The 22,266-nt window shown below is 43.2% G+C and carries 18 protein-coding genes; 8 read left to right on the top strand and 10 right to left on the bottom strand.

Annotated elements, in window-relative coordinates; genetic code table 11:
* The first annotated feature begins 9 nt into the window (after positions 1–9).
* Positions 10–534 (top strand): hypothetical protein, encoded by a 525-nt coding sequence (locus HXT35_RS03135; protein ID WP_004129367.1) that lies wholly within the window; start codon positions 10–12, stop codon positions 532–534.
* A 44-nt stretch (positions 535–578) separates the two neighbouring features.
* Here HXT35_RS03135 and HXT35_RS03130 read toward each other — a convergent pair whose 3' ends face one another.
* Positions 579–1,841, bottom strand: coding sequence for an MFS transporter (locus tag HXT35_RS03130; protein WP_421787805.1), 1,263 nt, complete (start codon positions 1,839–1,841; stop codon positions 579–581).
* A gap of 135 nt (positions 1,842–1,976) precedes the next feature.
* Positions 1,977–3,506 (bottom strand): aminotransferase class I/II-fold pyridoxal phosphate-dependent enzyme, encoded by a 1,530-nt coding sequence (locus HXT35_RS03125; protein ID WP_421787803.1) that lies wholly within the window; start codon positions 3,504–3,506, stop codon positions 1,977–1,979.
* 321 nt (positions 3,507–3,827) lie between these two features.
* Between HXT35_RS03125 and HXT35_RS03120 the strand changes: the two genes are divergently transcribed.
* The gene (locus HXT35_RS03120; protein ID WP_421787801.1) at positions 3,828–4,085 is read left to right on the top strand and encodes a hypothetical protein; all 258 of its coding nucleotides are present in this window, start codon (positions 3,828–3,830) and stop codon (positions 4,083–4,085) included.
* Between the two features lie 67 nt (positions 4,086–4,152).
* Here HXT35_RS03120 and HXT35_RS03115 read toward each other — a convergent pair whose 3' ends face one another.
* Together HXT35_RS03115 and HXT35_RS03110 are read right to left on the bottom strand one after the other, a co-directional pair.
* Entirely contained in the window at positions 4,153–4,935 is a 783-nt protein-coding gene (locus tag HXT35_RS03115; protein ID WP_421787799.1) for a nitroreductase family protein, read from the bottom strand.
* 103 nt (positions 4,936–5,038) lie between these two features.
* Positions 5,039–5,494, bottom strand: coding sequence for a DUF4235 domain-containing protein (locus HXT35_RS03110; protein WP_421787797.1), 456 nt, complete (start codon positions 5,492–5,494; stop codon positions 5,039–5,041).
* A 169-nt stretch (positions 5,495–5,663) separates the two neighbouring features.
* Here HXT35_RS03110 and HXT35_RS03105 point away from each other — a divergent pair, with 169 nt between their 5' ends.
* From HXT35_RS03105 to HXT35_RS03095, 3 genes are all read left to right on the top strand, one after another.
* Positions 5,664–6,374 (top strand): histidine phosphatase family protein, encoded by a 711-nt coding sequence (locus HXT35_RS03105; protein ID WP_421787795.1) that lies wholly within the window; start codon positions 5,664–5,666, stop codon positions 6,372–6,374.
* A gap of 187 nt (positions 6,375–6,561) precedes the next feature.
* Entirely contained in the window at positions 6,562–7,977 is a 1,416-nt protein-coding gene (locus HXT35_RS03100) for an ABC transporter substrate-binding protein (protein ID WP_032843685.1), read from the top strand.
* Between the two features lie 273 nt (positions 7,978–8,250).
* Positions 8,251–9,597, top strand: coding sequence for an ABC transporter substrate-binding protein (locus tag HXT35_RS03095; RefSeq protein WP_004129339.1), 1,347 nt, complete (start codon positions 8,251–8,253; stop codon positions 9,595–9,597).
* A 171-nt stretch (positions 9,598–9,768) separates the two neighbouring features.
* Here HXT35_RS03095 and HXT35_RS03090 read toward each other — a convergent pair whose 3' ends face one another.
* A complete protein-coding gene (locus tag HXT35_RS03090; RefSeq protein WP_004129336.1) occupies positions 9,769–10,782 on the bottom strand; it encodes a LacI family DNA-binding transcriptional regulator in 1,014 nt (337 codons plus the stop codon).
* A gap of 293 nt (positions 10,783–11,075) precedes the next feature.
* On the opposite strand from HXT35_RS03090, the gene HXT35_RS03085 reads away from it, so the two are divergent.
* From HXT35_RS03085 to HXT35_RS03075, 3 genes are all read left to right on the top strand, one after another.
* Complete coding sequence (locus HXT35_RS03085; RefSeq protein ID WP_004129333.1) at positions 11,076–11,930, top strand: carbohydrate ABC transporter permease; 855 nt, start codon at positions 11,076–11,078, stop codon at positions 11,928–11,930.
* Positions 11,927–12,760 (top strand): carbohydrate ABC transporter permease, encoded by an 834-nt coding sequence (locus HXT35_RS03080; protein WP_004129331.1) that lies wholly within the window; start codon positions 11,927–11,929, stop codon positions 12,758–12,760. Before HXT35_RS03085 ends, HXT35_RS03080 begins: the two co-directional genes overlap by 4 nt.
* A gap of 165 nt (positions 12,761–12,925) precedes the next feature.
* Positions 12,926–13,531 (top strand): DUF624 domain-containing protein, encoded by a 606-nt coding sequence (locus HXT35_RS03075; protein WP_004129327.1) that lies wholly within the window; start codon positions 12,926–12,928, stop codon positions 13,529–13,531.
* 153 nt (positions 13,532–13,684) lie between these two features.
* Here the strand turns inward: HXT35_RS03075 and malQ are convergent, their stop codons facing one another.
* From malQ to HXT35_RS03050, 5 genes are all read right to left on the bottom strand, one after another.
* Entirely contained in the window at positions 13,685–15,928 is a 2,244-nt protein-coding gene (gene malQ / locus HXT35_RS03070) for a 4-alpha-glucanotransferase (protein ID WP_421787792.1), read from the bottom strand.
* Between the two features lie 191 nt (positions 15,929–16,119).
* A complete protein-coding gene (gene pulA / locus HXT35_RS03065; protein ID WP_421787790.1) occupies positions 16,120–18,129 on the bottom strand; it encodes a type I pullulanase in 2,010 nt (669 codons plus the stop codon).
* Between the two features lie 271 nt (positions 18,130–18,400).
* Positions 18,401–19,321 carry a sugar ABC transporter permease gene (locus HXT35_RS03060; protein WP_004129320.1) on the bottom strand — a complete coding sequence of 307 codons (921 nt, stop codon included), beginning with the start codon at positions 19,319–19,321 and terminating at the stop codon, positions 18,401–18,403.
* Positions 19,318–20,718 carry a carbohydrate ABC transporter permease gene (locus HXT35_RS03055; RefSeq protein ID WP_421787788.1) on the bottom strand — a complete coding sequence of 467 codons (1,401 nt, stop codon included), beginning with the start codon at positions 20,716–20,718 and terminating at the stop codon, positions 19,318–19,320. The genes HXT35_RS03060 and HXT35_RS03055 overlap by 4 nt, the downstream gene beginning before the upstream one ends.
* 174 nt (positions 20,719–20,892) lie before the next feature.
* Positions 20,893–22,122 (bottom strand): extracellular solute-binding protein, encoded by a 1,230-nt coding sequence (locus HXT35_RS03050; RefSeq protein ID WP_004129316.1) that lies wholly within the window; start codon positions 22,120–22,122, stop codon positions 20,893–20,895.
* Between the last annotated feature and the right edge of the window lie 144 nt (positions 22,123–22,266).

The raw sequence follows: 22,266 nt of genomic DNA, 5'->3' as shown, positions 1-22,266 counted from the left end.
GAAGGAATAATGAATAATCATACTATTGGTAAAGCAACTCTTATTGTTGGTGTGCTTAGTGCGCTTCTTATGCTTAATGCGTGTGGAGGAATAGGCAACAATAATGCGAGTGGTGTGGATGGTGCGCGATCGCAAAATAGTTCGTCTAGAGAGACTGTTGATTTTGCTCATATAGAGAAGGAGTATCAGGAATCTGTGGCAAAGCTTAGTTGGCCTGAAAAATATAAAGCTCCTGCAAACTTGGTTGGAGAAGAAAAAGACAGCCAGTTCCAGAGTGGATATGGTGATACGCAAGCATCTAATTATTATCAGTGTGCTTGGGAACGGCAATGGTTAGACACGTATGCTAGTGATGAGCAAGCGGCAAGTAAAGCTTTGCATGAGCTCGAAAAAGTGCTTAGCATGCCGTTTATGGGTCCAGACCGTTGTGATGATGCAACGCGAAACTTTTTCAAAGAGCATATGCGTAAAGCAAAACTAGGAGATCCGTCAGGATTCCAACAGGATGTGCAAACTAATTGTCCTGTGATGTAATTGCATTTGCATAGCTTTATTGTGCTTTCGCACTAAATAGCTTGTTATATGCTTCTTTTTACCCATGTTGATGGTGTCCAATAATCTTTGGTAAGCATTGATGGGTATGTTTGTTTACGAGCTTGAATAATCCATAAGGCCATACCTGTTGAAACAAGTATTACGCCAGAAGCAATCATTATGAATAATGATGAATTTAGATTTCCCCATGCTAGTACGCTTGCATACCCTACGATAATGCCGCATTGCTCCATAATAGAAGTAAAAGTAGTAGTTGCGCCGAGAATGTGTGTTGGTATGCCGTCGAGAAGAGCTGTTTGCCCATAGACAATAGTTGCGTCAAAAATAATACCTGCAATGAAAGCAGAGCAAAGAAAAAGAGCAATCCAATTATTAAGTGCGAAAATAAGTAAAGGAATAGAAAGGAATCCAGGTAATAAAATAGAGTATAAAATCTCATAATGAAGCACAATATATTTGCATAATACTGAACCTACAATCATGCCAATGTTAAATATGCTGACTATTGAACCCCACGTGGATGCCGAATGAAAAAGTGTAAGACAATGGTGTGCTCCCATTAGTCTGAATGCAGCAAGCCATGAGCCTGATTGTAATGCTGATACTACTCCTAAGACTATTAACCATGGTGTAGATTTCATATAGTGTAGAGAAGCTGCAAAACCAGCAGTTTTATTGCTTCCTGTCTTCGTATTGTTTGCGCTATTTTGTGCTTGCTGGTTTAGATTAACTAACAGTAGAGGTAGCGCCGCTAGTATCATCACAATAGCAATGCTAGTAAAGAAAATGAGCGGATTGCATATATCAACAAATATGCCAGTAATCGCTGGTGCAGCAAGCCTGCTGAGATTAATCCACATACGCATGCTTGCCAAAAACTTGGTTTTTTCGCCAGCTGGCGCGCTATATGCCATTAATACTTTTTGATTAGGCGAAGAAAATGCGGTAAAGAACCCGAATATTATGCCGAGTAGTGTAACCGTAATAGCAATAAGATTATGCTGTGCTACTAAAGCGAAACCGTATCCAGTACACAACAAGGCAAAACAAAACGTTAGCGCTATAAACAATCTAGTTGGTGGATATTTATCTGCAATAATTCCGCCAAGCGGTGCTGCTACGCAGGTCATAAGTGCTACGGAAACCGCGTTAAGCGCTGCGTGAGATAAGTCGACATGTATTAAAAGATATAGACTTACGCCAAATCTACAGCTTGTTAAAAGAAAAGCATTAAGAGATAAAACGGCAATAATAAGAGTTGTGCGAATTCGTGCCGCAGCGTTCATTTCCTTCTCTTTTTTCTTTCTTCATGTTATGAATGTCTTTCATATTCTGAATGATATATGCCTCTTGATATACACCTTTTTCTGGACTGCGAGCGAAATGAGTGTTTTGTCGCAGTTTATAGGTGGGGGTTGCGGCTACTGGCGATAGTAGGAGAGGAAGTTAGAGAGTTTGCCCATTGCGTCGCGAAGCGTTTGCAAGCGCGGCAAGTAGACTACGCGGAAGTAGCCTGGAGTCTGCCAATTAAAGCCTTTTCCGTGCACAATCAGCAACTTCTGATCGCGAAGCAAATCTAACGCAAACTGTTCGTCATCGTGAATGTTGTAGCGAGCAGGATCAAGCTTTACAAACATGTAGAAAGCAGCGTCTGGTCGCTCGACGCTTACGCCATCCATCTCTTGAAGCGCGTTATAGCAGTATTCGCGCTGCTCGTACACGCGTCCGCCTGGCTCCAAGTACTTTTCAACGCTTTGGTATCCGCCCAAAGCAGTCTGAATAATCGATTGCGCAGGAACGTTCGAGCACAATCGCATATTAGACAGCATGTTAAGTCCCATAATGTAGTCGCGAGCTTTGGATTTATCTCCCGAAAGGCTCATCCAACCAATGCGGAAGCCGGCAATCATATGCGATTTAGAAAGTCCGCTGAAAGTTACGCAGAACACGTCTGGAGCAAGAGAAGCAATCGAAATATGCTTCTTGCCGTCCATAACAAGACGGTCGTAGATCTCGTCCGCGAAAATAATCAGATTAAACTCGCGCGCAATCTTAACAATCTCTTCCAAAACTTCGCGGCTATACAGCACGCCCGTGGGATTATTTGGGTTAATAATCACGATTGCTTTAGTGCGCGGCGTGATTTTAGAGCGAATGTCGGCAATATCTGGGTACCAATGCGATTTTTCGTCACACATGTAGTGCACAGGAGTGCCGCCTGCCAGGCTCGCGCACGCGGTCCACAGAGGATAGTCTGGGCTTGGTATAAGAATCTCGTCGCCGCAATCAAGCAGCGCTTGCATAGAAAGGTTAATCAGCTCGGAAACGCCGTTTCCGGTGTAAATATCTTCCATTTGCACGCCTGGAATGCCCTTAAGCTGATCGTATTGCATAATCGCCTTGCGCGCAGAGAAAAGTCCGCGACTATCCGAGTAGCCTTCGCAGTCAATAAGCTGTTGCTGCATGTCGTAAATCACTTCGTCTGGAGCGCGGAATCCAAAAGGTGCAGGATTTCCAATGTTGAGCTTTAGAATATGCGTTCCGTTTGCTTCCATGCGGTTTGCTTCTTCTACAACAGGGCCGCGAACGTCGTAAAGCACGTGTTCAAGTTTTGTGGATTTGTTGAATGTTCTATGTTTGAGTGTTTGGGAAAGCTCATCTTCTGTTAATGGGCGATTTTCCTCGTGCTGCTCGCTGCAATCTTCTTGCGACTTTTGCGCGCTTTTTGCGCAAGAATGCCCACTTTTGATTCCGCTGCCGCTAATTTCAAGAATTTTTTCAAGCATATTTTGCACGTCTTTGCGAGGTTCAGTTTTACCGCTTAAATACTGGCTTAACTGGCTTTTGCCAAGCTTATGGCCGCTTTTTGCTGCAAGCTCGATTACATCAATCTGCTTGTACCCATTGCGTTTCATAGCTTTCTTAAGCTCATCGGCAAAATTTTGTGCCATAATCCGTCTTTCTCATAAAACCAGCATTTATAAATTGAACAAACTGATAGCAAAGTTCACAATAAAGTTCAAAATATAAGTATTAAATTGAATTGTTTGCCCAATGGTAGTCGCTAAAATTATTTTTGTATAGTATTTTTTTAAAAAATGACGAAAAATAATAGGAAATAGTAGAAAAAATTGAACTAAAGTATAAGAAATTGAATTTATATTGAACTTTTGTGAATGTGTTTTGTGGCTTAAGTTTAGGAATATTGCATGATTTACGCCATTGTGCGTAGCTTGTATAATCTCTGTTAAGCGGTTTGCTACCATAAAGCTATGTATTTCTTTACTCCAAAGCGCTGTGAATCTACCCAAAAGATCATGTATAAGAATAAAGGGCAGGCTCTTATGGCGGCGGAGCAAAGTTTGCGAGAGCGTGGAACACAGTTATGGGTTTATGCTTGTGAATATTGTGGTTGCTGGCATTTGACGCATAAAAATCCGGTGGATCGCATGTATTCCGATATGCGCTCGCCGTCTGCGAGCGTGAAGCCGAAATCTAGAAAACGCGGATACAAGCCAAGACGGCGTTAAACTAATGCGGTGCTAAAGCCAAGACGTCGTTAATTTGCTCAACGCAATCTTGTGTAACGTTCATTTTTTACTCAACGTTAAAACCTTGCCTTGCAGCCTGCTCAACATCCTCTGCCTCATGCTTTTTAGCGCTACTATCCGCTGCCAGCGCAACAATTTGCGCGCTAAAAGCGTCAACTGGTCGGCTAGCATTTCGCAAATCGTAATACTGGTGCACGCGAGCGTCAAAATCAGCAAGATTTTCTAATAATTCAGCGTCGTCAGCAGGGTAAGTGTTTTCAAAAATCTGCATGCTGGCGTTCATTCGCGGATTTAATTCCGGATTTTGCGCAGGCTTACCAATTGCCAAGCCGAGCACAGGGTACGTGTATTCAGGCAAATTCAAAATATCAATAAGCTGAGTTCTACTGTTCAAAATTGAACCGAGAATTACGCAACCAAGCCCCAAAGATTCCGCAGCAGTTTCCATGGCATGAAGCGCCAAAATAACGTCGTTTTGAGCTTGAGTAAAACGGTAGCGCGTTTTAAGCATAAACTCGTCGCTACTGGTATCTACGCCATTTTTTCGCGCAATTGCAGCGTTTCTGTGTTGGTCAATAATAAAAACGTACAGTAGCGGAGCAGTGGCAATATAGGTTTGGTTGCCGATTTTGGAAAGCTTCTGCTTAATTGAGCTATCCGTAATTTTAATCGCTGACCAGTCGTTTAAAAACTGGCTGCAAGCGGCTCGCTGAGCTACGGTTTCAAGAGTTGTAACTGTATCTTCGTCAATTGCTTCGTTGCGAAAAGCGCGAATAGAGCGGCGGTTTAGTAAAGTATCTATAGTTTCGTTATGACGTAAGTTTTGCACGTTATTATTATCCCTTATTATTTCTTATTATTTATATCTACTTATTATTTTTATCTTTTTTAATTTCGCTTATTTTTTGCATTCTCAGTTCATTTGTTCAAAATTAGAATTTATTTTTTCTAAATTGACGCTTTCTTTGCCTTCGCGCAACATAAGACAAGGTTCCGTGACTTACCAAGCGGCCAACAATCGTAGTAAGAATCGCAGAAAATACTGCAAAACCGATAGACATTAGCAACGGCTCTTCTTGCGTAACACGTTGATTTTGCGCGATTTTTTCTTTAGAAAGATTGTTAGGACGATTATTAGAGTTTAAATTGATTTTTCTAGTATCAACATGTTTTTTCCATACAACATGCGCAATTTGCCCAGCTATAAACGTTGCAAAAGACGGAAGTGCGGCTTTAAGCAACGAATCTCCTAAAGTATTTGGATTTTTTAATCGGCGCTCGCGAAGCGCATCAATCTTATGATTGGCTGCATTAAGTCGCTGTACAGTAGCCTGAGCCGCGTGATGATTGCGAGCGGATTTATTATTTGCCGATGATAATTGCGTCATATTTTCTATGTTAGTGGTAACGAAATACCAATTTTGGCGGTAACATAGAACAGTAATCTCGATTTGTAGCAGTGTGGATGCATTTTGAGAAATATACGTGAACAAACTCGTGCCGCTTGGCGTCCGGCGCGATAGAAGGGTACTTGGCGCGCTAAAGGAATGTGAAGCTATGCAAAATAACACTACTCAAGAATTATCTGAAAAAAAGTGCTTGAATCAGGGTTGCTTGGTGTTGCTTCGCCACGGCCAAACAGCTTGGAGTGTGTCTGGACAGCATACTGGTCGCACGGATTTGCCGCTTACTGAAGTTGGTGTTGAGCAGGCAAAAGAGGCTGGCGCTAGATTGCAGTGTGCGTTCGCAAAAGGTTTTGATAAGGATTGTGTGCTTGTAAGTCCGCTTCGTCGCGCGCAGCAAACAGCTCAGTTTGCTGGTTTTGATTCGTATACTATTTGCGATAGCGCGTTGGAGTGGGATTATGGTGCGGCTGAAGGGCGCACGCGCAGCGATATTGCTGAACTAAGTGGAGTTGAGGCTTGGGATGTGTGGAAGCATGGTCCTAAAGTTCTTCCTTCCCACATGGTTAGTGATGCTAAAGAAGTGCTTCCTAGTGGAGAAGCAGTGGATGTGCACAGAACTTCTGGAGAAAGCTTGCAAGAGGTTTCGGATCGTACTCAAAAGATTATTGATATGGCAATGCCTAAATTGAAATTAGGTAAGGATGTGCTTGTTGTTGCGCATGCTCATGTGTTGCGTATTCTTACTTCGCGCTGGCTTGGAGTAAACCCAGATTTTGCGCGACTTCTTCGTATGGATACAGCGCATTATTCTGTGCTTGGCGAGTACAAAGGCGACAATGTGATTGTGCATTGGAATTGCTGAAATACGGTTTGGAATTTCAGATATTTTCATATATTTTATTGCGATTTGCACAGTTTTTATTGCAAAGATATTTATATATTTGAGTCTTGCGTTTGCTGTAATATTAATCCACTACTGTGATTTATTCAGTATTCAATAGCAGTAATTAGTTAGTTTGGAAGAGATTAGCAGTATGTGGAAAGGTTCGATGATGAGTCGTTCAGTTAAGTCGATTATTGCGCTAGTGGTTTGCGCTGTTTTGGCGGCTTGCGCGTTTACTGCTTTAGGTTTTTCTAAGTCTTTTGGAGCAAATACCGATAGGTCTGCTAATGGGAAGGTTATTTTCTTCAACTTTAAGCCTGAAGCTACTCCTATATGGCAAGAAGTTGCTAAAAAGTACACGGGTGAAACTGGTGTTGAAGTAAGCATAGTTACACCAACTGGTGGTCAGTACGAAAAGGGACTTAAAACCGCAGTCGATAAATATAAAAACAGTCCAGGTGAAATGCCTACGTTATTCCAGATTAACGGTCCTGTGGGCTACGCTAACTGGAAGGATTACACTGCAGATTTAACTAATTCTCCTCTTTATACGCAGCTTACTAATTCAAATCTTGCTCTTAAGGATGGCAATAAGGTTGTTGGTGTTCCATACGTTACTGAAAATTACGGTTTGATTTACAACAAAGCTTTACTTGCTAGGTATGCGGATCTTAAAGACGCAAAGTTGAAGCCGGAAGAAGACGGCAAATCTTTTGAAGATCAAATAACTAATTTTGGTAAGTTGAAGGACGTTGCAGACGATTTGCAAAAACACAAGGATGAGCTTGGTATTGATGGTGCTTTTGCGTCTGCAGGATTTGATTTAAGCTCAGACTGGCGTTTTAAGACGCATCTTTCAAATATGCCTTTGTATTATGAGTTCACTAAACGTAATATTAATGGCCAGCCGCAGTCGATAAATGGCGACTATGTTGATAATTACAGGAAGATTTTTGATCTTTATATTTCTGATTCAACAACTCCTGTAAGTCAGTTAAGCACTAAAACTGGTGAGGATGCTGTTTATGAGTTTGCTCTTGGTAAAGCTGTGTTCTACCAGAATGGTACTTGGGCTTGGGGTGATCTTTCAAAAGCTGGCATAAAGCCTGACGATGTTGGCATGCTACCAATTTACATTGGTGCTCCTGGTGAAGAGAAACAAGGCATGGCAACCGGTTCTGAAAACTATTGGTGCATTAATAGCAAGGCTTCAAAAAAGAATCAGCAGGCAACTAATGCCTTCCTTAGTTGGTTACTTACTACAAATTATGGTAAGGATGCTTTAGCTAATAAAATGGGCTTTACTACTCCTTTCAAAGGTTTCCCTAAAGCAGAAAATCCTCTTGTTCAGGCTGCTTCTGATTACACTGCTAAAGAAGGCAAAGTGCCTGTTAAATGGGTGTTTGTTACTATGCCATCTAACGGTTGGAAAGACGATGTTGGCTCTGATCTGCTTACATACGCTCAAGCAACAAAAGACGGTATGGCTTCTATTGGCGCTAATAAGGCGTGGGATACTCTTAAATCCGCATTTGTTGACGGCTGGGCTAAGGAATATAAGATTGCTCATGGGCAGAGTTAGCTTAATTGAATAATTTGTTTTAAACTATGATCCTCAAGGGATTGCGCAATCGTTTGCTAAATTGTTGCGCAATCCCTTTAATTATTTCCAAAAATACCTTCCAATTTCATTAAAGATATTATTATGTGCCGTTTTTATGGCGACACGCGTTAATTTAGGTTATGCCATCGTTTGCAATATTCAAATAGTTGATGCATAATAAGTATTGTCGATAAGGACACCTAAAGGTGTGGCAGTCCAATGACGGGATTGTCGGCATAGGAGAAAGGTTCGATGATGAATCGTACGATTAAGTCAACAATTGCACTGGTAGCTTGCTCAGCGATGGCTTTTGGCGCGCTCGCAGCTTGCGGTTCCTCTTCCAGCGAAAAAGCCGCTGAGAAGGGCAAGGTTTACTTCCTGAACTTCAAGCCAGAAGCTGCAAACCAGTGGAAGGAAGTTGCTAAGGAATATACCAAGAAGACTGGCGTTCAGGTAAAGGTTCAGACCGCTGCTTCTGGTACATATGAGCAGTCTTTGAAGAGCGAAATCAGCAAGGGTGACGAAGCTCCTACACTCTTCCAGATTAACGGCCCAGTTGGCTATGCAAGCTGGAAGGATTACACTGCTGACTTGAAGGATACTGAGCTTTACAACCAGCTTCAGAACAAGGATATTGCTCTTAAGGATGGCGATAAGGTTGTTGGCGTTCCATACGCAATGGAAACCTACGGCTTGATTTACAACAAGACTTTGCTTAAGAAGTACACCGAACTTAAGGATGCTAAGGTTAAGTCTGCTGAAGAAATCAACTCCTTCGATAAGTTGAAGGCTGTTGCTGACGATATTCAGGCTCATAAGGCAGATCTTGGCGTAGACGGTGCTTTCACTTCTGCAGGTTTCGATTCCAGCTCTGACTGGCGCTTCAAGACCCACCTTGCAAATCTTCCTCTGTACTACGAGTTCAAGGAAGATCACGTTACCAAGCAGCCTGCAAAGGTTAAGGGTACGTTCCTTGATGGTTACAAGAAGATCTTCGATCTTTACATCACTGATTCCACCACTCCTGCAACTCAGCTCAGCTCCAAGACTGGTGAAGATGCAAACGCTGAATTCTCCCAGAACAAGGCTGTGTTCTACCAGAATGGTACTTGGGCTTGGGGTGATCTCTCCAAGGCCGGTATGAAGGCTGAAGATCTTGGCATGCTCCCAATTTACATTGGCGCTAAGGGCGAAGAGAAGCAGGGCTTGGCCACCGGTTCTGAGAATTACTGGTGCATTAACGATAAGGCTTCTGACGCAAACAAGAAGGCTACTAAGGACTTCTTGAAGTGGCTGCTTACTTCCGATGCTGGTAAGGATGCTTTGTCCAAGAAGATGGGCTTCACAACTCCATTCAAGAGCTTCGCAGACATTAAGTCCGACAACCCATTGACTCAGGCAGCTGTTGAGGATGCAAAGTCCGGTAAGACCCCAGTAAGCTGGAACTTCACCGTTATGCCATCTGACAACTGGAAGAATGATCTTGGCTCTGCTTTGCTTGAGTACGCTCAGGGCACTGGCAAGTGGGATAAGGTCAAGACTGCATTCGTCGATGGCTGGGCTAAGGAATATGCTCAGTCTCACGAAGATGAGGACTAATCTTCATTCAAATAAATTAATAAACGTTGCACCTCTGACGTAAGTAAGCAAAGGCGACGTAAGCGAATCCGCTAGGATACTGACACAGTTTAGTGTTAAGTCCTAGCGGATTTTGTTATTTATAGTGTGTAAGAATTATAAAAAGCTACTTGCTTAAATAAAATAAAATATTTACTCGCTTAATAAAGCCGATGTGCTTGAGCGCACAATAAGTTGAGCTGGAACAATTCTATAAGGATTGTCAACTTTCTGATCGTTTATAAACGAAAGTGTTATTTTAGCTGCGGTTGCCGCAATCTCAACCGGATCTTGCCTAATAGTAGTTAGACCAGTTTCATGAGCGTAAAAACTATCGTCAAAACCAATAATTGATACATCGCTAGGAGTTGCGTAACCGCTGCGAGCAAGCTGGAACATAAGAGGTATTGCGATTCCGTCTTCCTGGCAAGCAATAGCAGTTGGCATTGTTGCGTTTCCAAGAAGCATAGAAACTATAGCGCTTATTCTGTCTAAATTAGCTGGAGCAACAATTTCAATTGGCGTAATCGCGTTCTTTTTGCACTCGTCAATGAATGAATGATAACGTTGCAAAACGCTGAAATGTAGTGAAACATCGCGAGTAGTGCGAACATATGCAATATTGTGATGTCCTAATCCAATCAAGTGACGTGCCATAAGCCTCGCGCCTTGATCGTCGTCAATATTAATAGTTGCGTCAAAATCGCAGTCTTTAGGATGCAAGCAATTTATGCCAACAATAGGCACGCCTGTAGTTTTAAGCTGCTCAATTTCCTTGGTATTCACATCAAAAGAACACACAATAACCGCGTCTGCATTGCGCCTAGTTGGAAGCATTGTGAAAAATTCGTTACGCTCTTCACTACTAGAAATCTGGAAAATAGATAAATCGTAGCCTGCGCTGTGGAATATTTGGTTAAGACCTTGAATAATAGATGCGCTGAACCATAGGCGAATTTGGTCGCTTACAAGTAAAGCTATGCGCAAAGTTCGTCCGGATTTTAATGCTGCTGCAGATTTAGAAATAGAAAAGTTCAACTTTTCTGCGATTTCCAATACCTTGTTGCGAGTTGAAGATGAAACTAAATCTGGGCGTGTAAATGAACGAGACACGGTAGAAACAGACACGTGTGCTTTATCTGCAACATCTTGAATATTTGCCGGCATGTGAACTCCTTTATTCCCATACGCATTTTAGCACGGCATCGTGTAGGTTGTTTGATACGGATTTTTGTGGGTCGTAATAAACAAACGTTTGCAACCGTTTCCATTCTAGCAGAATTTGTTGAAAAGCCAATGATAGCAAGCAATTTTTAATTATAGAATTGCAATTTGCTACAAATTCTTTGCAAGAAAATGACAACGTTTGACATTGCTCATTCATGTAGTAGAATGAAGATATTGGTTCGACATCGACGTCTATGGTGGCGTCGCACTCAAGGAGGAGAAAGTGACGAGTCATGATTAGTATGAGCGGAAAGGCAATACGTAAATGGTGGGCATTGTTTGCTTTGCCAACATTTGCGGCTTTTATTATTGGTTTTGTTGTACCGTTTATTATGGGCGTGTATTTAAGTTTTACTAAATTCCACGCTGTTACAGATAGTAAATTCGTTGGTATTCGTAACTACCGCAAGGCATTTAGGGATCCACACTTTGTTCATTCGTTGATTTTTACTATGGCATTTACTGTTGTAACAACTATTCTTATTAATGTAATTGCTTTTGCAATTGCATATATGTTGACTAAGAAATTTAAGGGATCAAACGTTTTCCGCACTGTGTTCTTCATGCCAAATCTTATTGGCGGCATTGTGTTAGGCTATGTTTGGCAGTTAGTACTTAATGGTATTTTGGCATACTTCGGCCGTTCTATTACATATTCTGCCGTGTATGGTTTCTGGGGATTGGTGCTGCTTATTTGCTGGCAGCAAATTGGCTATATGATGATTATTTATATTGCCGGTTTGCAAGCTCTTCCAGGAGATGTTATTGAGGCTGCAGCAGTTGATGGTGCAACCCCGATGCAAACGCTGTTTAAGATTACAATTCCTCTTATGATGCCTTCGATTACTGTTTGCACATTCTTAACAGTCACCAACGGCTTCAAGCTATTCGATCAGAACTTGGCTTTGACGAACGGTATGCCTTCTCATAAGTCTGAAATGTTAGCGTTGAACATTTTCAACACGTTCTACGGTCGTACAAATGGTGAAGGCGTTGGCCAAGCAAAGGCAGTTGTGTTCTTCCTGATTGTGGCTGTGCTTGCTTTGGTTCAAAATATGCTTACTAGGTCTAAGGAGGTAGTGGCATGAACGAGAAAATGAAGCATTCTGCACTGTGGACAGCCTTCTTTACTGTTGTAAGTTTGCTGTGGATTTTCCCAATCGCTATAGTTTTTATAAATTCCTTCAAGTCGAAGATTTATATTGCGAGTGAGCCTTTCAGCTTAACTCCAAAATCTTTTATTGGATTCGATAACTATCTTTTAGGAATTGAACGTACGAATCTTATAATGAGCTTCTGGTGGACCATTGTGATTACTGTTGGCGCAGTTGCTCTGATTCTGCTCTGCACATCAATGTGTGCATGGTGGATTGTTAGAGTCAACAATTGGTTCGCTGTAATGCTTTACGTGTTGTTCCTATTTAACATGATTGTGCCATTCCAGATGGTTATGTTCACTCTTTCCGACATAACTAACAAGCTCGGATTGAACACTCCATGGGGATTGTGGATTATCTACTTAGGCTTTGGTGCTGGTCTTGCAGTGTTTATTTTCACTGGTGTAATTAAGGGAATACCACAAGAACTTGAAGAGTCTGCGATGATTGATGGTGCTTCTGTGCCGCGCATATTCTTCCAGATTATTATTCCAATTATGCGACCATCGATTGTGTCTGTGGCTATTCTGCAAACTATGTGGATTTGGAACGACTTCCTGCTTCCGTACCTTACCTTGGACTTGAACAAGTACAAGACGGTTTCGATTGCAGTTCAGTATTTGAAGGGTGGCTATGGTTCCGTTGAAATGGGTGCCATGATGGGCTGCTTGGTTCTTGCCATTCTTCCAATTATTATCTTCTACCTCATCTGCCAGAAGTATATTATCAAAGGCGTTATGTCAGGTGCGGTAAAAGGCTGAGATTTCTTCTCCTCCAAAATCTCAAGTGGTGAAAATAATGGTGGTGACTACGGTCGTAAGATTTGTAAGTCACCACCATTGTATTGTTGGTAGGGGTATTGTTAGTAAGTATTGCTAGTAAGTCAGCTATAAATAGCGCAAACAAAGCGTAAAGGAGATATATAAATGTTCTCGTTTGGAAGCCCGTATTCAAAGTTTGCGCAAGGTATGGAAACATTTGCTAATACAGTGTGGCTTACCATACTTATGATTGTTACTAGCATACCTTTAATCACCATTGGCGCAGCTGTTAGCGCAGCGCACGATGCTGCAAGACGTGTAGAAAATGCTGAAGGACACATGACTTCTGCATACTTCCGCGCTTTTGCCAGTAACTTTTTGAAATCAACTGTAATCTGGATTGTAATGGCCCCATTTTTGGCTCTTATATTATGGGCTTGGATTGCAGTTAGAATACCACCGCTTTTAATACCGCAATTTGCAATAAGCATAATCTGGATTCTTATAGCAGAATGGGTTTTCGCATTACAAGCGCGTTTTGAAAATTCTATTGGCAAAACTATTCTGAATGCTTTTATTTTCAGCGTTTCATACTGGCAAGCAACGCTTGGAATGATTATTATTGACGCTATTTTTATAGGCCTTGTGGCTGCATCAGTTATTTACTTTCCGCAAGGTTTACCTTTGCTATTATTCATTGGTTGGGGATCGACTATTATGCTTCACACGCCTTTGTTGGAGCGTGTTTTTGCAAAGTATATTAAGAAGTAATTTATGCAAATAATTAATGAGGCGAGCATCATCGTAGACGCTCGCCTCACATAGGACATCATTGCAATCAATACTTTTGATTTGCTACTATGCAAACCGTATTTCTTGCGGGGAATTGAGTCGGTTCACAGTAAACCAACGTTTTAATTATACTCACTTCTGTGTATTTTCGCCGCGCATAACTGCTGTCATAGAAAGCACTCGTGGCGACTTAAATACTTCATCAGTGTGGACTACGCGACCTTCTGCATCAGCAAGTGGAATACGCCAATTTGGATACTCCGTGCTAGTGCCAGGCTGATTTTGAGAGCGGTGCTCGCCAACAGCATCAACCAAAGCAACCTGCAGCAGCAACGATGGGGAAGTGCGTATGATCGCATGCAGAGCTTCCACAATCTCTTGCACATGGCCTTCTACGTCTTCAGCAGCCTCTTTACTGATCCAGCCGCCGTCAAGAAGCATCTTCATCATTGCATCACGCTCAGCTTGAGCTGTCTCTTGGAAGCTTTCTACGGAGTCTGTAAGCAGGTGAAGCTGTTCGCGAAGCTTTACATGCTCAAAGGCAAGATAACCCGCTGTAGGCGGCATATCGTGCGTAGTGACGGAAGCAAGAGCATACTCTCGATATGTAGAAGGATTAGCAAATATAATCTGCTTCTTTCCAGCTTTCTTTGTTGCAGCCTCAGCTTCGTCGTCGTGAATAAACCACTCAACAACAGTGCCAAGCACGCCGTGAGAAGCAAGCACTTTAGAAACATACTTCGGTACAGTACCCAAATCTTCGCCAATAACAACACCGCCTGCGCGAGTTGCTTCAACTGTAAGAACTGCAATCATTGCGTCTACGTTGTAGTACACGTATGCGCCGTTTCTTGCACTCTGGCCTTGTGGAATCCACCACAGGCGGAAAAGCCCAAGAACGTGGTCAATACGTGCAGCTCCAGCATGCAAGAATACGTTATGAACCATGTCTCGGTAAGCAATATAGCCTGTTTCGTCCAGGTAATTTGGATCAAATGGAGGCTGACCCCAATCCTGGCCCTGCTGGTTGTAGAAATCAGGAGGGGCGCCAACGCTTACGCCGTTAGCGAATCGTTCCGGACTCCACCAAACATCGGCTCCGTAGCCGTGCACGCCAACAGCCATGTCTTGCATAAGACCAATTGCCATGCCTGCAGCTTTAGCTTCAGCGTGAGCTGCAGCAACCTGCTCGTCCGCAATCCACTGAAGCCAACGATGGAACTCAAACAAATCAGCATGCTCGCGCTTAAGTCGTTCAATTTGCGAAGTTCCTTTACCAGTAGTGTCAAACCACAAGTTTTCTCCCCAAGGAGCGCCCCAAACTTCAAAAGCAACACACCAAGTGGCAAAAGCATCAAGATCTTCACCGGAACGATGTTTAAACTCAGTAAACTCGCGCTCGCGTTCTGCAGAGCGAGGCTGCTTGAAGATTATACGCAGAGCAGGAAGCTTAGCGTCCCAAGCAGCGTTAATATCCATAGGATTTGGATTGTTGTTTTGAGGAGCAATAGATTCGTGTAATTGCTCAACTTTAGCAAGATCCTCTCCGTTTAATTCAGCATATTCTGGAATATCTTGTGGACGAATATACGTAATATTCAAGAATCTACGCGATTCAGGCAAGTATGGAGAAGGCTCAAGTGGAGTTACAGGAGCGCATGCATGAATTGGATTAATCAGCATAAAATCAGCCTTGCCGATTTCTCCAGCATCCTTAAGTAGGCGACGCAAATCGCCATAATCGCCAATTCCCCAAGAGTCTTTAGAACGCACAGAATACATTTGCGTCATAAAGCCCCAACGGTGGTGTTCTTTTACGCTTTGCGGAAGAGGAATACGTGCAGGAGCTGCTATTAAAGTAACGTCTGCATGCGAAGTAATATCCCCATGATTCCCAAGAACTTGGGCGTGCAAAGTGTGATATCCCATTGGCAAATCGTCAGGAAGTTCAGTGTATAGGTCGCCGTCGTCCTCAGCTAGGACATTCCCTAATTTGCCCTCATAATCAGTGCCGTCTTCAAGCGTAAGCGAAAGTCTAATATCTTCCGGCTTGGCATCTCCAGCATGAATTGGTACACAAGTTTTTGTGCCGTTAAATGAAACTACAGTTGGAGGAAGTAGTTCACTGGCTCTCTTGGCTTGCACTAGCTTGTACGATGACGCTATATTATCCTGAGTGTCAGCAGGCATTCCTAATGCGTCAAGCACTCCAACCAATGCTTCGTCTGTAATTTCTGTATAGCTTCCCTGCTGATCAATATAAAAAGTGGCAACACCGCATGCTTTTGCAAGTTTTATAAGCGGGCGTGCAAGACGCTCAGCGCTTTCTTCCATAGGCTTATCAGTGTCAGCTGTGCCGTTAGCTGTTTTGCTCATGGTGCTCCTTCTATCTATTAATTTGGCACATCCCTAACGTCGTCGTAAGCGTGCCAAACGTGCCACTATGGCGGTAGAGTGCACTCAATACATCTCTGGATTGAAGTACGCTCTGTCTGTCAATTATATAAACACCTGATATCGTTTGCAAATTAGCGTTGCGATATCAGGTGTAAGTTTTTAAAACGCAGTTATTTAGCACTAAGCACTACGAAAGTGCGGCTTGGCAAATGCAGAGTAATGTTATTTTCTTCATTTGCAATAAATGCGTCAGAATCAGGCTGAGATCCCGTCCAGTCGGAATAATAATCATTCGAATTAAGTATGAAATTCCAGCCCTTAGACTTTGTGCTGTGAATTGTTGGTAACTCAATAGTTGCGTCTTCATGATACATAGGATTTGCGCAAACAATAATATTATTGCCGATTCTAGTAGCTAAAACAGTGCGATTAGATGTAGTAAGCTGCTTTCGCTTGCCGTCGTAAAATGCACTGTATTCTGCTCGAAGCGCAATAAGATCCTTATACCAATTAACCAAAGGCTTGAATTGTTCAGCGCGCGCCCAATCAAGCTGGTTTAGCAAAACGCCGCGATTATAAGAATTATCGCAGCCGTGCTTAGTGCGTCCAAACTCTTCTCCGCTTAGCATAAATGGGATTCCAGCAGAGCAAAGAACTATTCCTGCTGCAAACATATTTGCGTTCAAAATATCTGCAACCTGCTGTTTGTCTTGGGCATTAAACTCAAAATCGCCAGCATTGTCGCGCATAGAAATGCAAAGCTTATCCCACAAAGTTAAATCGTCGTGAGCAGAAGTGTACTGAACGATTTGTCCAACTTCTTTACCTGCAGAAGGCGTATCTCTCCACGCGTCCAACGCTTGACGAGCAGCATCGCAGCACCAAAATTCGTTGCCATTAACATAGCCGCGGTCGCGATGATTCATAACATTGCCTTTAAGGGAATCGCGAGATTCGTCGCTAAACCAGCCAATGCGCTCGTTAAGAGTATGACGCCCTTCCTTATTGCCAAGATAAATTGTTTCGTCGACAGCAGGGTCTGAAGCGCCCCAAGGTTCGCCATACATAACAATATCTTTGCCGCCAGGAAGATTATCTAGTTCTGCGCGAGCCTGATTCAAAGTCTCTGTATCCGTCAAACCCATAAGATCGAAGCGGAATCCGTCAATATGGTAGCAGCGCGCCCAATGCAGCAAAGATTCAATAATAAACCTGCGGAACATAGGATGTTCAGAAGCCATTTCATTTCCACATCCAGAACCATTAGAAAATGATCCATCTGCGTTACGCCTGCAGAAGTATCCAGGAGCAACGCGTTCAAAAGCGTTTTCTGCAGACTTGTACATGTGATTATAAACAACATCCATAATTACGCGTTGACCATTAGCGTGTAATGCCGCAATCATTGCCTTACATTCGCGTATGCGTGCAGTGCCATCGTAAGGATTGCTAGAATATGCGCCTTCTGGAACGTTATAAGCGTGAGGATCGTAACCCCAATTGTATAGAGAATCTAATTCTTCTGCTGAAGCACCGTTTTTGCGCGCACCGTCGATTGCAATTTCGTCAACTGTTGCAAAATTGTAAATAGGTTCGAGCTGTACGTGAGTAACACCAAGCTTCTTTAAATAATCCAATCCGGTAGGGAAATTGCAGTCGTAAGAATCTGGGTTTTGTAAAGTCGTATGCTCGTCGGTAAAAGCGAGATACTGGCCGCGATGCTCCGGCTTAAAACCGCCATTAGGATTGCTGCTGAAGTCAGCAACATGCGTTTCCCACACAACCATTGCATGGCGCACAAACTTAGGAGATTTATCTTTATGCCAATTGGCAGGAGATATGCGCTCTTCGTCCACAACAAGACTGCGCTCGCCGTTTACTCCGCTTGCAATACCCCAAGGGTCGCTTGTGCGATTTACAGTGCCATCTTGGAAAGTTACTAGGTAATCGTAGTACACGCCGTCCAAGCGTTTGCGGAAATTAATACGCCAAGCGCCATCGTGCAGCGGTTTTAGTTCATGTGTTTGAGTAGGTTCGCTGTTATTGCCTGTTTCAAAAAGTCTTAAAGTTACAGTTTGTGCAGTAGGAGCCCACACGGTGAAAGTTGTAGACTTTGAGTTCAGAGTAAAACCGAGAGGACCTTCGTACACTGGCCAGGTTGCCGAAGATGGGAACGTCATGTGTAATATCCTTCTTATTTTGTTATTTCGTAAATACTATATTACTGTATGTTTTGCAATTAAGTGTGATATTCAATTTTACGATTTACTTATTTTTAATTTATTAGTTGGAATTTTTATTTGTACGTAACTTTATTCAAGCGTTATTTGGCTTAATGTAGTAAGGTTTGTTAGCCAGTATCGTTTTGAGTTGTGTAATAAAAAGGCCGAAACGCTCGAAAGCGCCTCGGCCTTCATCTTTTTTTTAATACTACAGATTGTCTGCAGAATATCAGCCCTTAACAGAGCCAGACATGGACTCTTCGTAGAAGCGCTGCATAATGATGAACAGGATTGCAATAGGAATCGAAACGCACACAGCGCCTGCGCAGAATCGTGCAAACCAGTGGCTAATAAATTCCCTATCAAGCATCTTCCACAAGCCCAAAGCAACAGTGTAGTTGTCCTGGCTGTTGGCAATCGTCTTAACCATAACGAAGTCAAGCCATGGGCCCAAGAAGCTTGTGATTGCCTGGAACACAATCATAGGCTTGCAGATTGGAAGGATAATCTTGTAGAAGACCTGCCAAGTAGTGCAGCCATCCAAGTAAGCAGCTTCATCCAAAGACTTTGGAATCGTATCCATGTAGCCCTTCATAACGTAGAAGCCGGCGCCGCTACCTGCGGAGTAGACGATAATAAGTGCGATTAGAACAACCGAACCATTCGTCAAACCGAGAGCCTTCAAAATGAAGTAGATAGCGATAACTGCCATGATGCCTGGGAACATGCCCAAAATCAAAGCAATATTCATGAATGTCTTACGTCCGCGGAAGCGAAGGCGAGACATGCAGAACGACACGGCAAGTACGAAGAGCAAAGAAATAATGCACACGAAAATGGACACAACCAAAGTGTTCAAGAACATGCGCGGGAAGTCTAGGGCTTCGCGCTCGGTGAACAAGCGAATATAGTTATTGAACGAATACTCTGTTGGGAAGAATGTCTTCTGGAATGGGGATTCGTTCTTGTTGAAGCTTTCCAAGAAAACCCAAACAATTGGAATCAACCAAATAATCGACAGTACAGCCAAGAATAGGTGGGAGAAAATATCTCCGATTATTCTTCGTATACGTTGATCTTTAAACAGAGAGACGCTACGAGTGCTGTGTACAACAGGTTCTTGCTGCATAGCGGTATTTTTATTACTCACCGGAATCCCTCCTCGTTCTTATAAGATCCAGAGTTGCGATACGTAATAAGTGCTACGACGGCTAGAACAATGAACGTCATAATACCGATAACAGCACCAATGTTGTAGTCTCCGCGATCCACTGTCAACTTGTAGAGCCAAGTAATAAGCAAATCTGTCTTACCTGCGGAAGAATCAAGTGGTGTCGGTTCGCCGCCAGACAAGAGGTAAATAACGTTGAAGTTATTGATGTTGCCAGTGAAGGTTGTAATCAAGTATGGAGTCATTACGAAGATGATGTATGGCATAGTGACGTTCATGAAACGCTGCCACCAACTTGCACCATCGAGCTCTGCAGCTTCGTAAAGTTCTGCAGGAACATTCTGCAAAATACCCGTAATCTGCATAATAGTGAATGGAATACCAACCCAAAGGTTAATAAGAATAACTGTTACGCGAGCCCAAGTCACATCCTGGAAGAATGGAAGAGGTTGAGCAATCCAATGGTTTTCCAGAAGGATGCTGTTAATAGCACCATTTCGCTGAAGCATGTTGTTCATAACAAGCAAGGACACGAACTGTGGAACTGCAATGGTAAGAGAGAAGCAAGTACGCCATAATCCCTTAAGACGAGTGGACTTGCGGTTAATAATCATTGCAATAAACATACCGAAGAAGAAGTTCAGGAATGTTGCAAAGAATGCCCAAATAAGAGTCCACAGCAAAACATCGAAGAATGTAGCTGCGTTAATAGAGCTCTTAGCGTTACCAATTGCGAAGAAGTTGTTTAATCCAGTCCAAGTAAACAGAACTGGGTGGTTCCTATCGTAGCTGGTGAATGCCATAGAAATCATGAAGATTAATGGCAAAATGGTGAAGAGAACAATACCTGCGGTTGGAAGCGTCATTAAACCAATGTGCGCTTTGCTGTCGAGCAAAGACGAAGCGTCTTTAATAAAGTTTACTGGCTTTTGGCCGCTTGCTGTAATAGCCTGTGCCTTATAAGCGCTGCGTAGAGATAGCGTTGCTAAATAAATTAGCACGATAACTGCTGCAATCGCCATAACGCTGTACAGCAAAATTTCTACAGAATTATCGCCGGCAGTGTAATGATAGAAACCATTGACTTTAATCCTGCCTTGCTTTTTTGTACCAAGCGTAAGAATTTTTGGAAGGTACTCTGCACCGGTTGTGAATAAGAATCCGAAAAGAACAGCTTCACACAGAAGGAACAAAATGCCTTTAGTGAATTGTTTGCGAACAAAAGTGCCGAAACCAAAGATAATAACGGAAATCCACGAAAGAATGTCTGCGTGCTCTGCAGCCTCTTTCAGTGAATATGGTGAAGGAGCAAAGCGTTCTATATTTGACGTCTTCTTCTGGCGCCTTTCTCGCTTTGTGGATGTCGTGCCAGTCATGACATACCTTTCATATAAACAGTGAGTGCTTTAGAGAAGTATATATAAATAGCACGCCCCGGCCCCTTTTCACTAGAGTGGGGACTGGGGCGTGCTATTCGCAAATGCACAAGTTACTTGTAATTTTCACTTACGCATTTTATATAGATTTATTTAATTAGCGAAAGTAAACGCTTACTTTACGGCGCCAGCTAAGCCCTTGGCAAAGTCAGCGGTCTTAGCATCAGCATTTGCTTCGGTAACTTCATGATTAGCAATTGCCTTACCGAAGTTGCCCATTGGCTCCCAGAAGCTACCCATCTCAGGGATTGCTGGCTGCAAGACAGAAGTCTTAGCAATGGTTTCCATCTGAGCAACAGCAGCTGGATCAGACTTTACGCTGTCAGCAAGAGACTTGTCGGAAGGAATAACGCCCTGCTTCTCGTAAGCAATCTGCTGGGACTTCTTGGAGCCCAAGAATGCAGCAAACTTAGCAGCCATCTCTGGGTGCTTGGAGTTAGGGTTGTAAGCAACAGCCTTAGAACCAGCGAAGGACTTCATTTGATGTTCGCCGGATTCGGTCTTGAAGGTTGGAAGAGCAGCAGCAGCATAGTTGTCGCCGAGAGTCTTCTTTACGTCAGCAGCATCCCAAGAGCCGGAGAAGTAAGCGTCAACCTTACCGCTCTTGAGGCCGTTCAAGCCAGCGCTGTTGCCATCAAGAACGAAGTTCTTGTTTGCGAAAAGCTTTGCGATATACTTGGTGACTTCAGCAGCCTTGTCGCCGAGCTTCATGCCAGCCTTGGCATCGGTACCCTTCTCACCGAAGAGTGTCATGTTGCCATCGAGGTAGAAGCCTGGGAGGTACCAAGCGTTGCTAAGATCGAATGCAACCTTGCCCTTCTCGAGCATCTTGTCGAGGGACTTGACGTCGTCAGCAGCAAACTTGGACTTGTTGTAGTACATGAACCAGGTGTTGCCGGTGTAAGGAACGCCGTACATGTTGCCGTCCTGAGCAGTGACGGAATTAACTAAAGTATCTTCGTTCTGTTCCTTAACCTGCTTTACGGCGTCATCGCTCAACTGGCCAATTGCGCCAGCCTTAACCAAGTCGCCAAGCTGATCGTTAGGGAAGAGATAAACATCGGCAGCAGCCTTTGCATCCTTCTTTACAGACTCAGCAGCTTTTGGTGGCTCAACAACAGTGTTCTTGAACTTAACGTTTGGGTTAGCCTTCTGGAATTCCTTCTCAACGGTGTCAACCCAGCCGCCTGCCTTCTGATCTTCAGAAGCAGACCAAACTGTGAGCTGAACAGGACCAGATTCAGTGGCTTTCTTATCGCTATTTGTGCTAGAGCCGCAAGCTGCAAATCCAAATAATGTGGCAACAGCAAGACCTGCACCCAGCATCTTCTTAATATTCGTCATCCTTGACCTCCTATATCATGCCAAAACTGGCATATCACTTGGTGGCGTAGTAACGGATTTCTTTGTGGCGCAACATTGCGATAGCTGCGTAAATCAGCGTCACAAGTCTCACAAAAATCCGTTCGTAAGCAATGTGTAGTATAC

Origin of the sequence: Gardnerella sp. DNF01141, from assembly GCF_049244255.1 — a bacterium.
GTDB lineage: Bacteria > Actinomycetota > Actinomycetes > Actinomycetales > Bifidobacteriaceae > Bifidobacterium > Bifidobacterium vaginale_E.
This window is presented reverse-complemented; position numbering and strand designations above follow the sequence as displayed.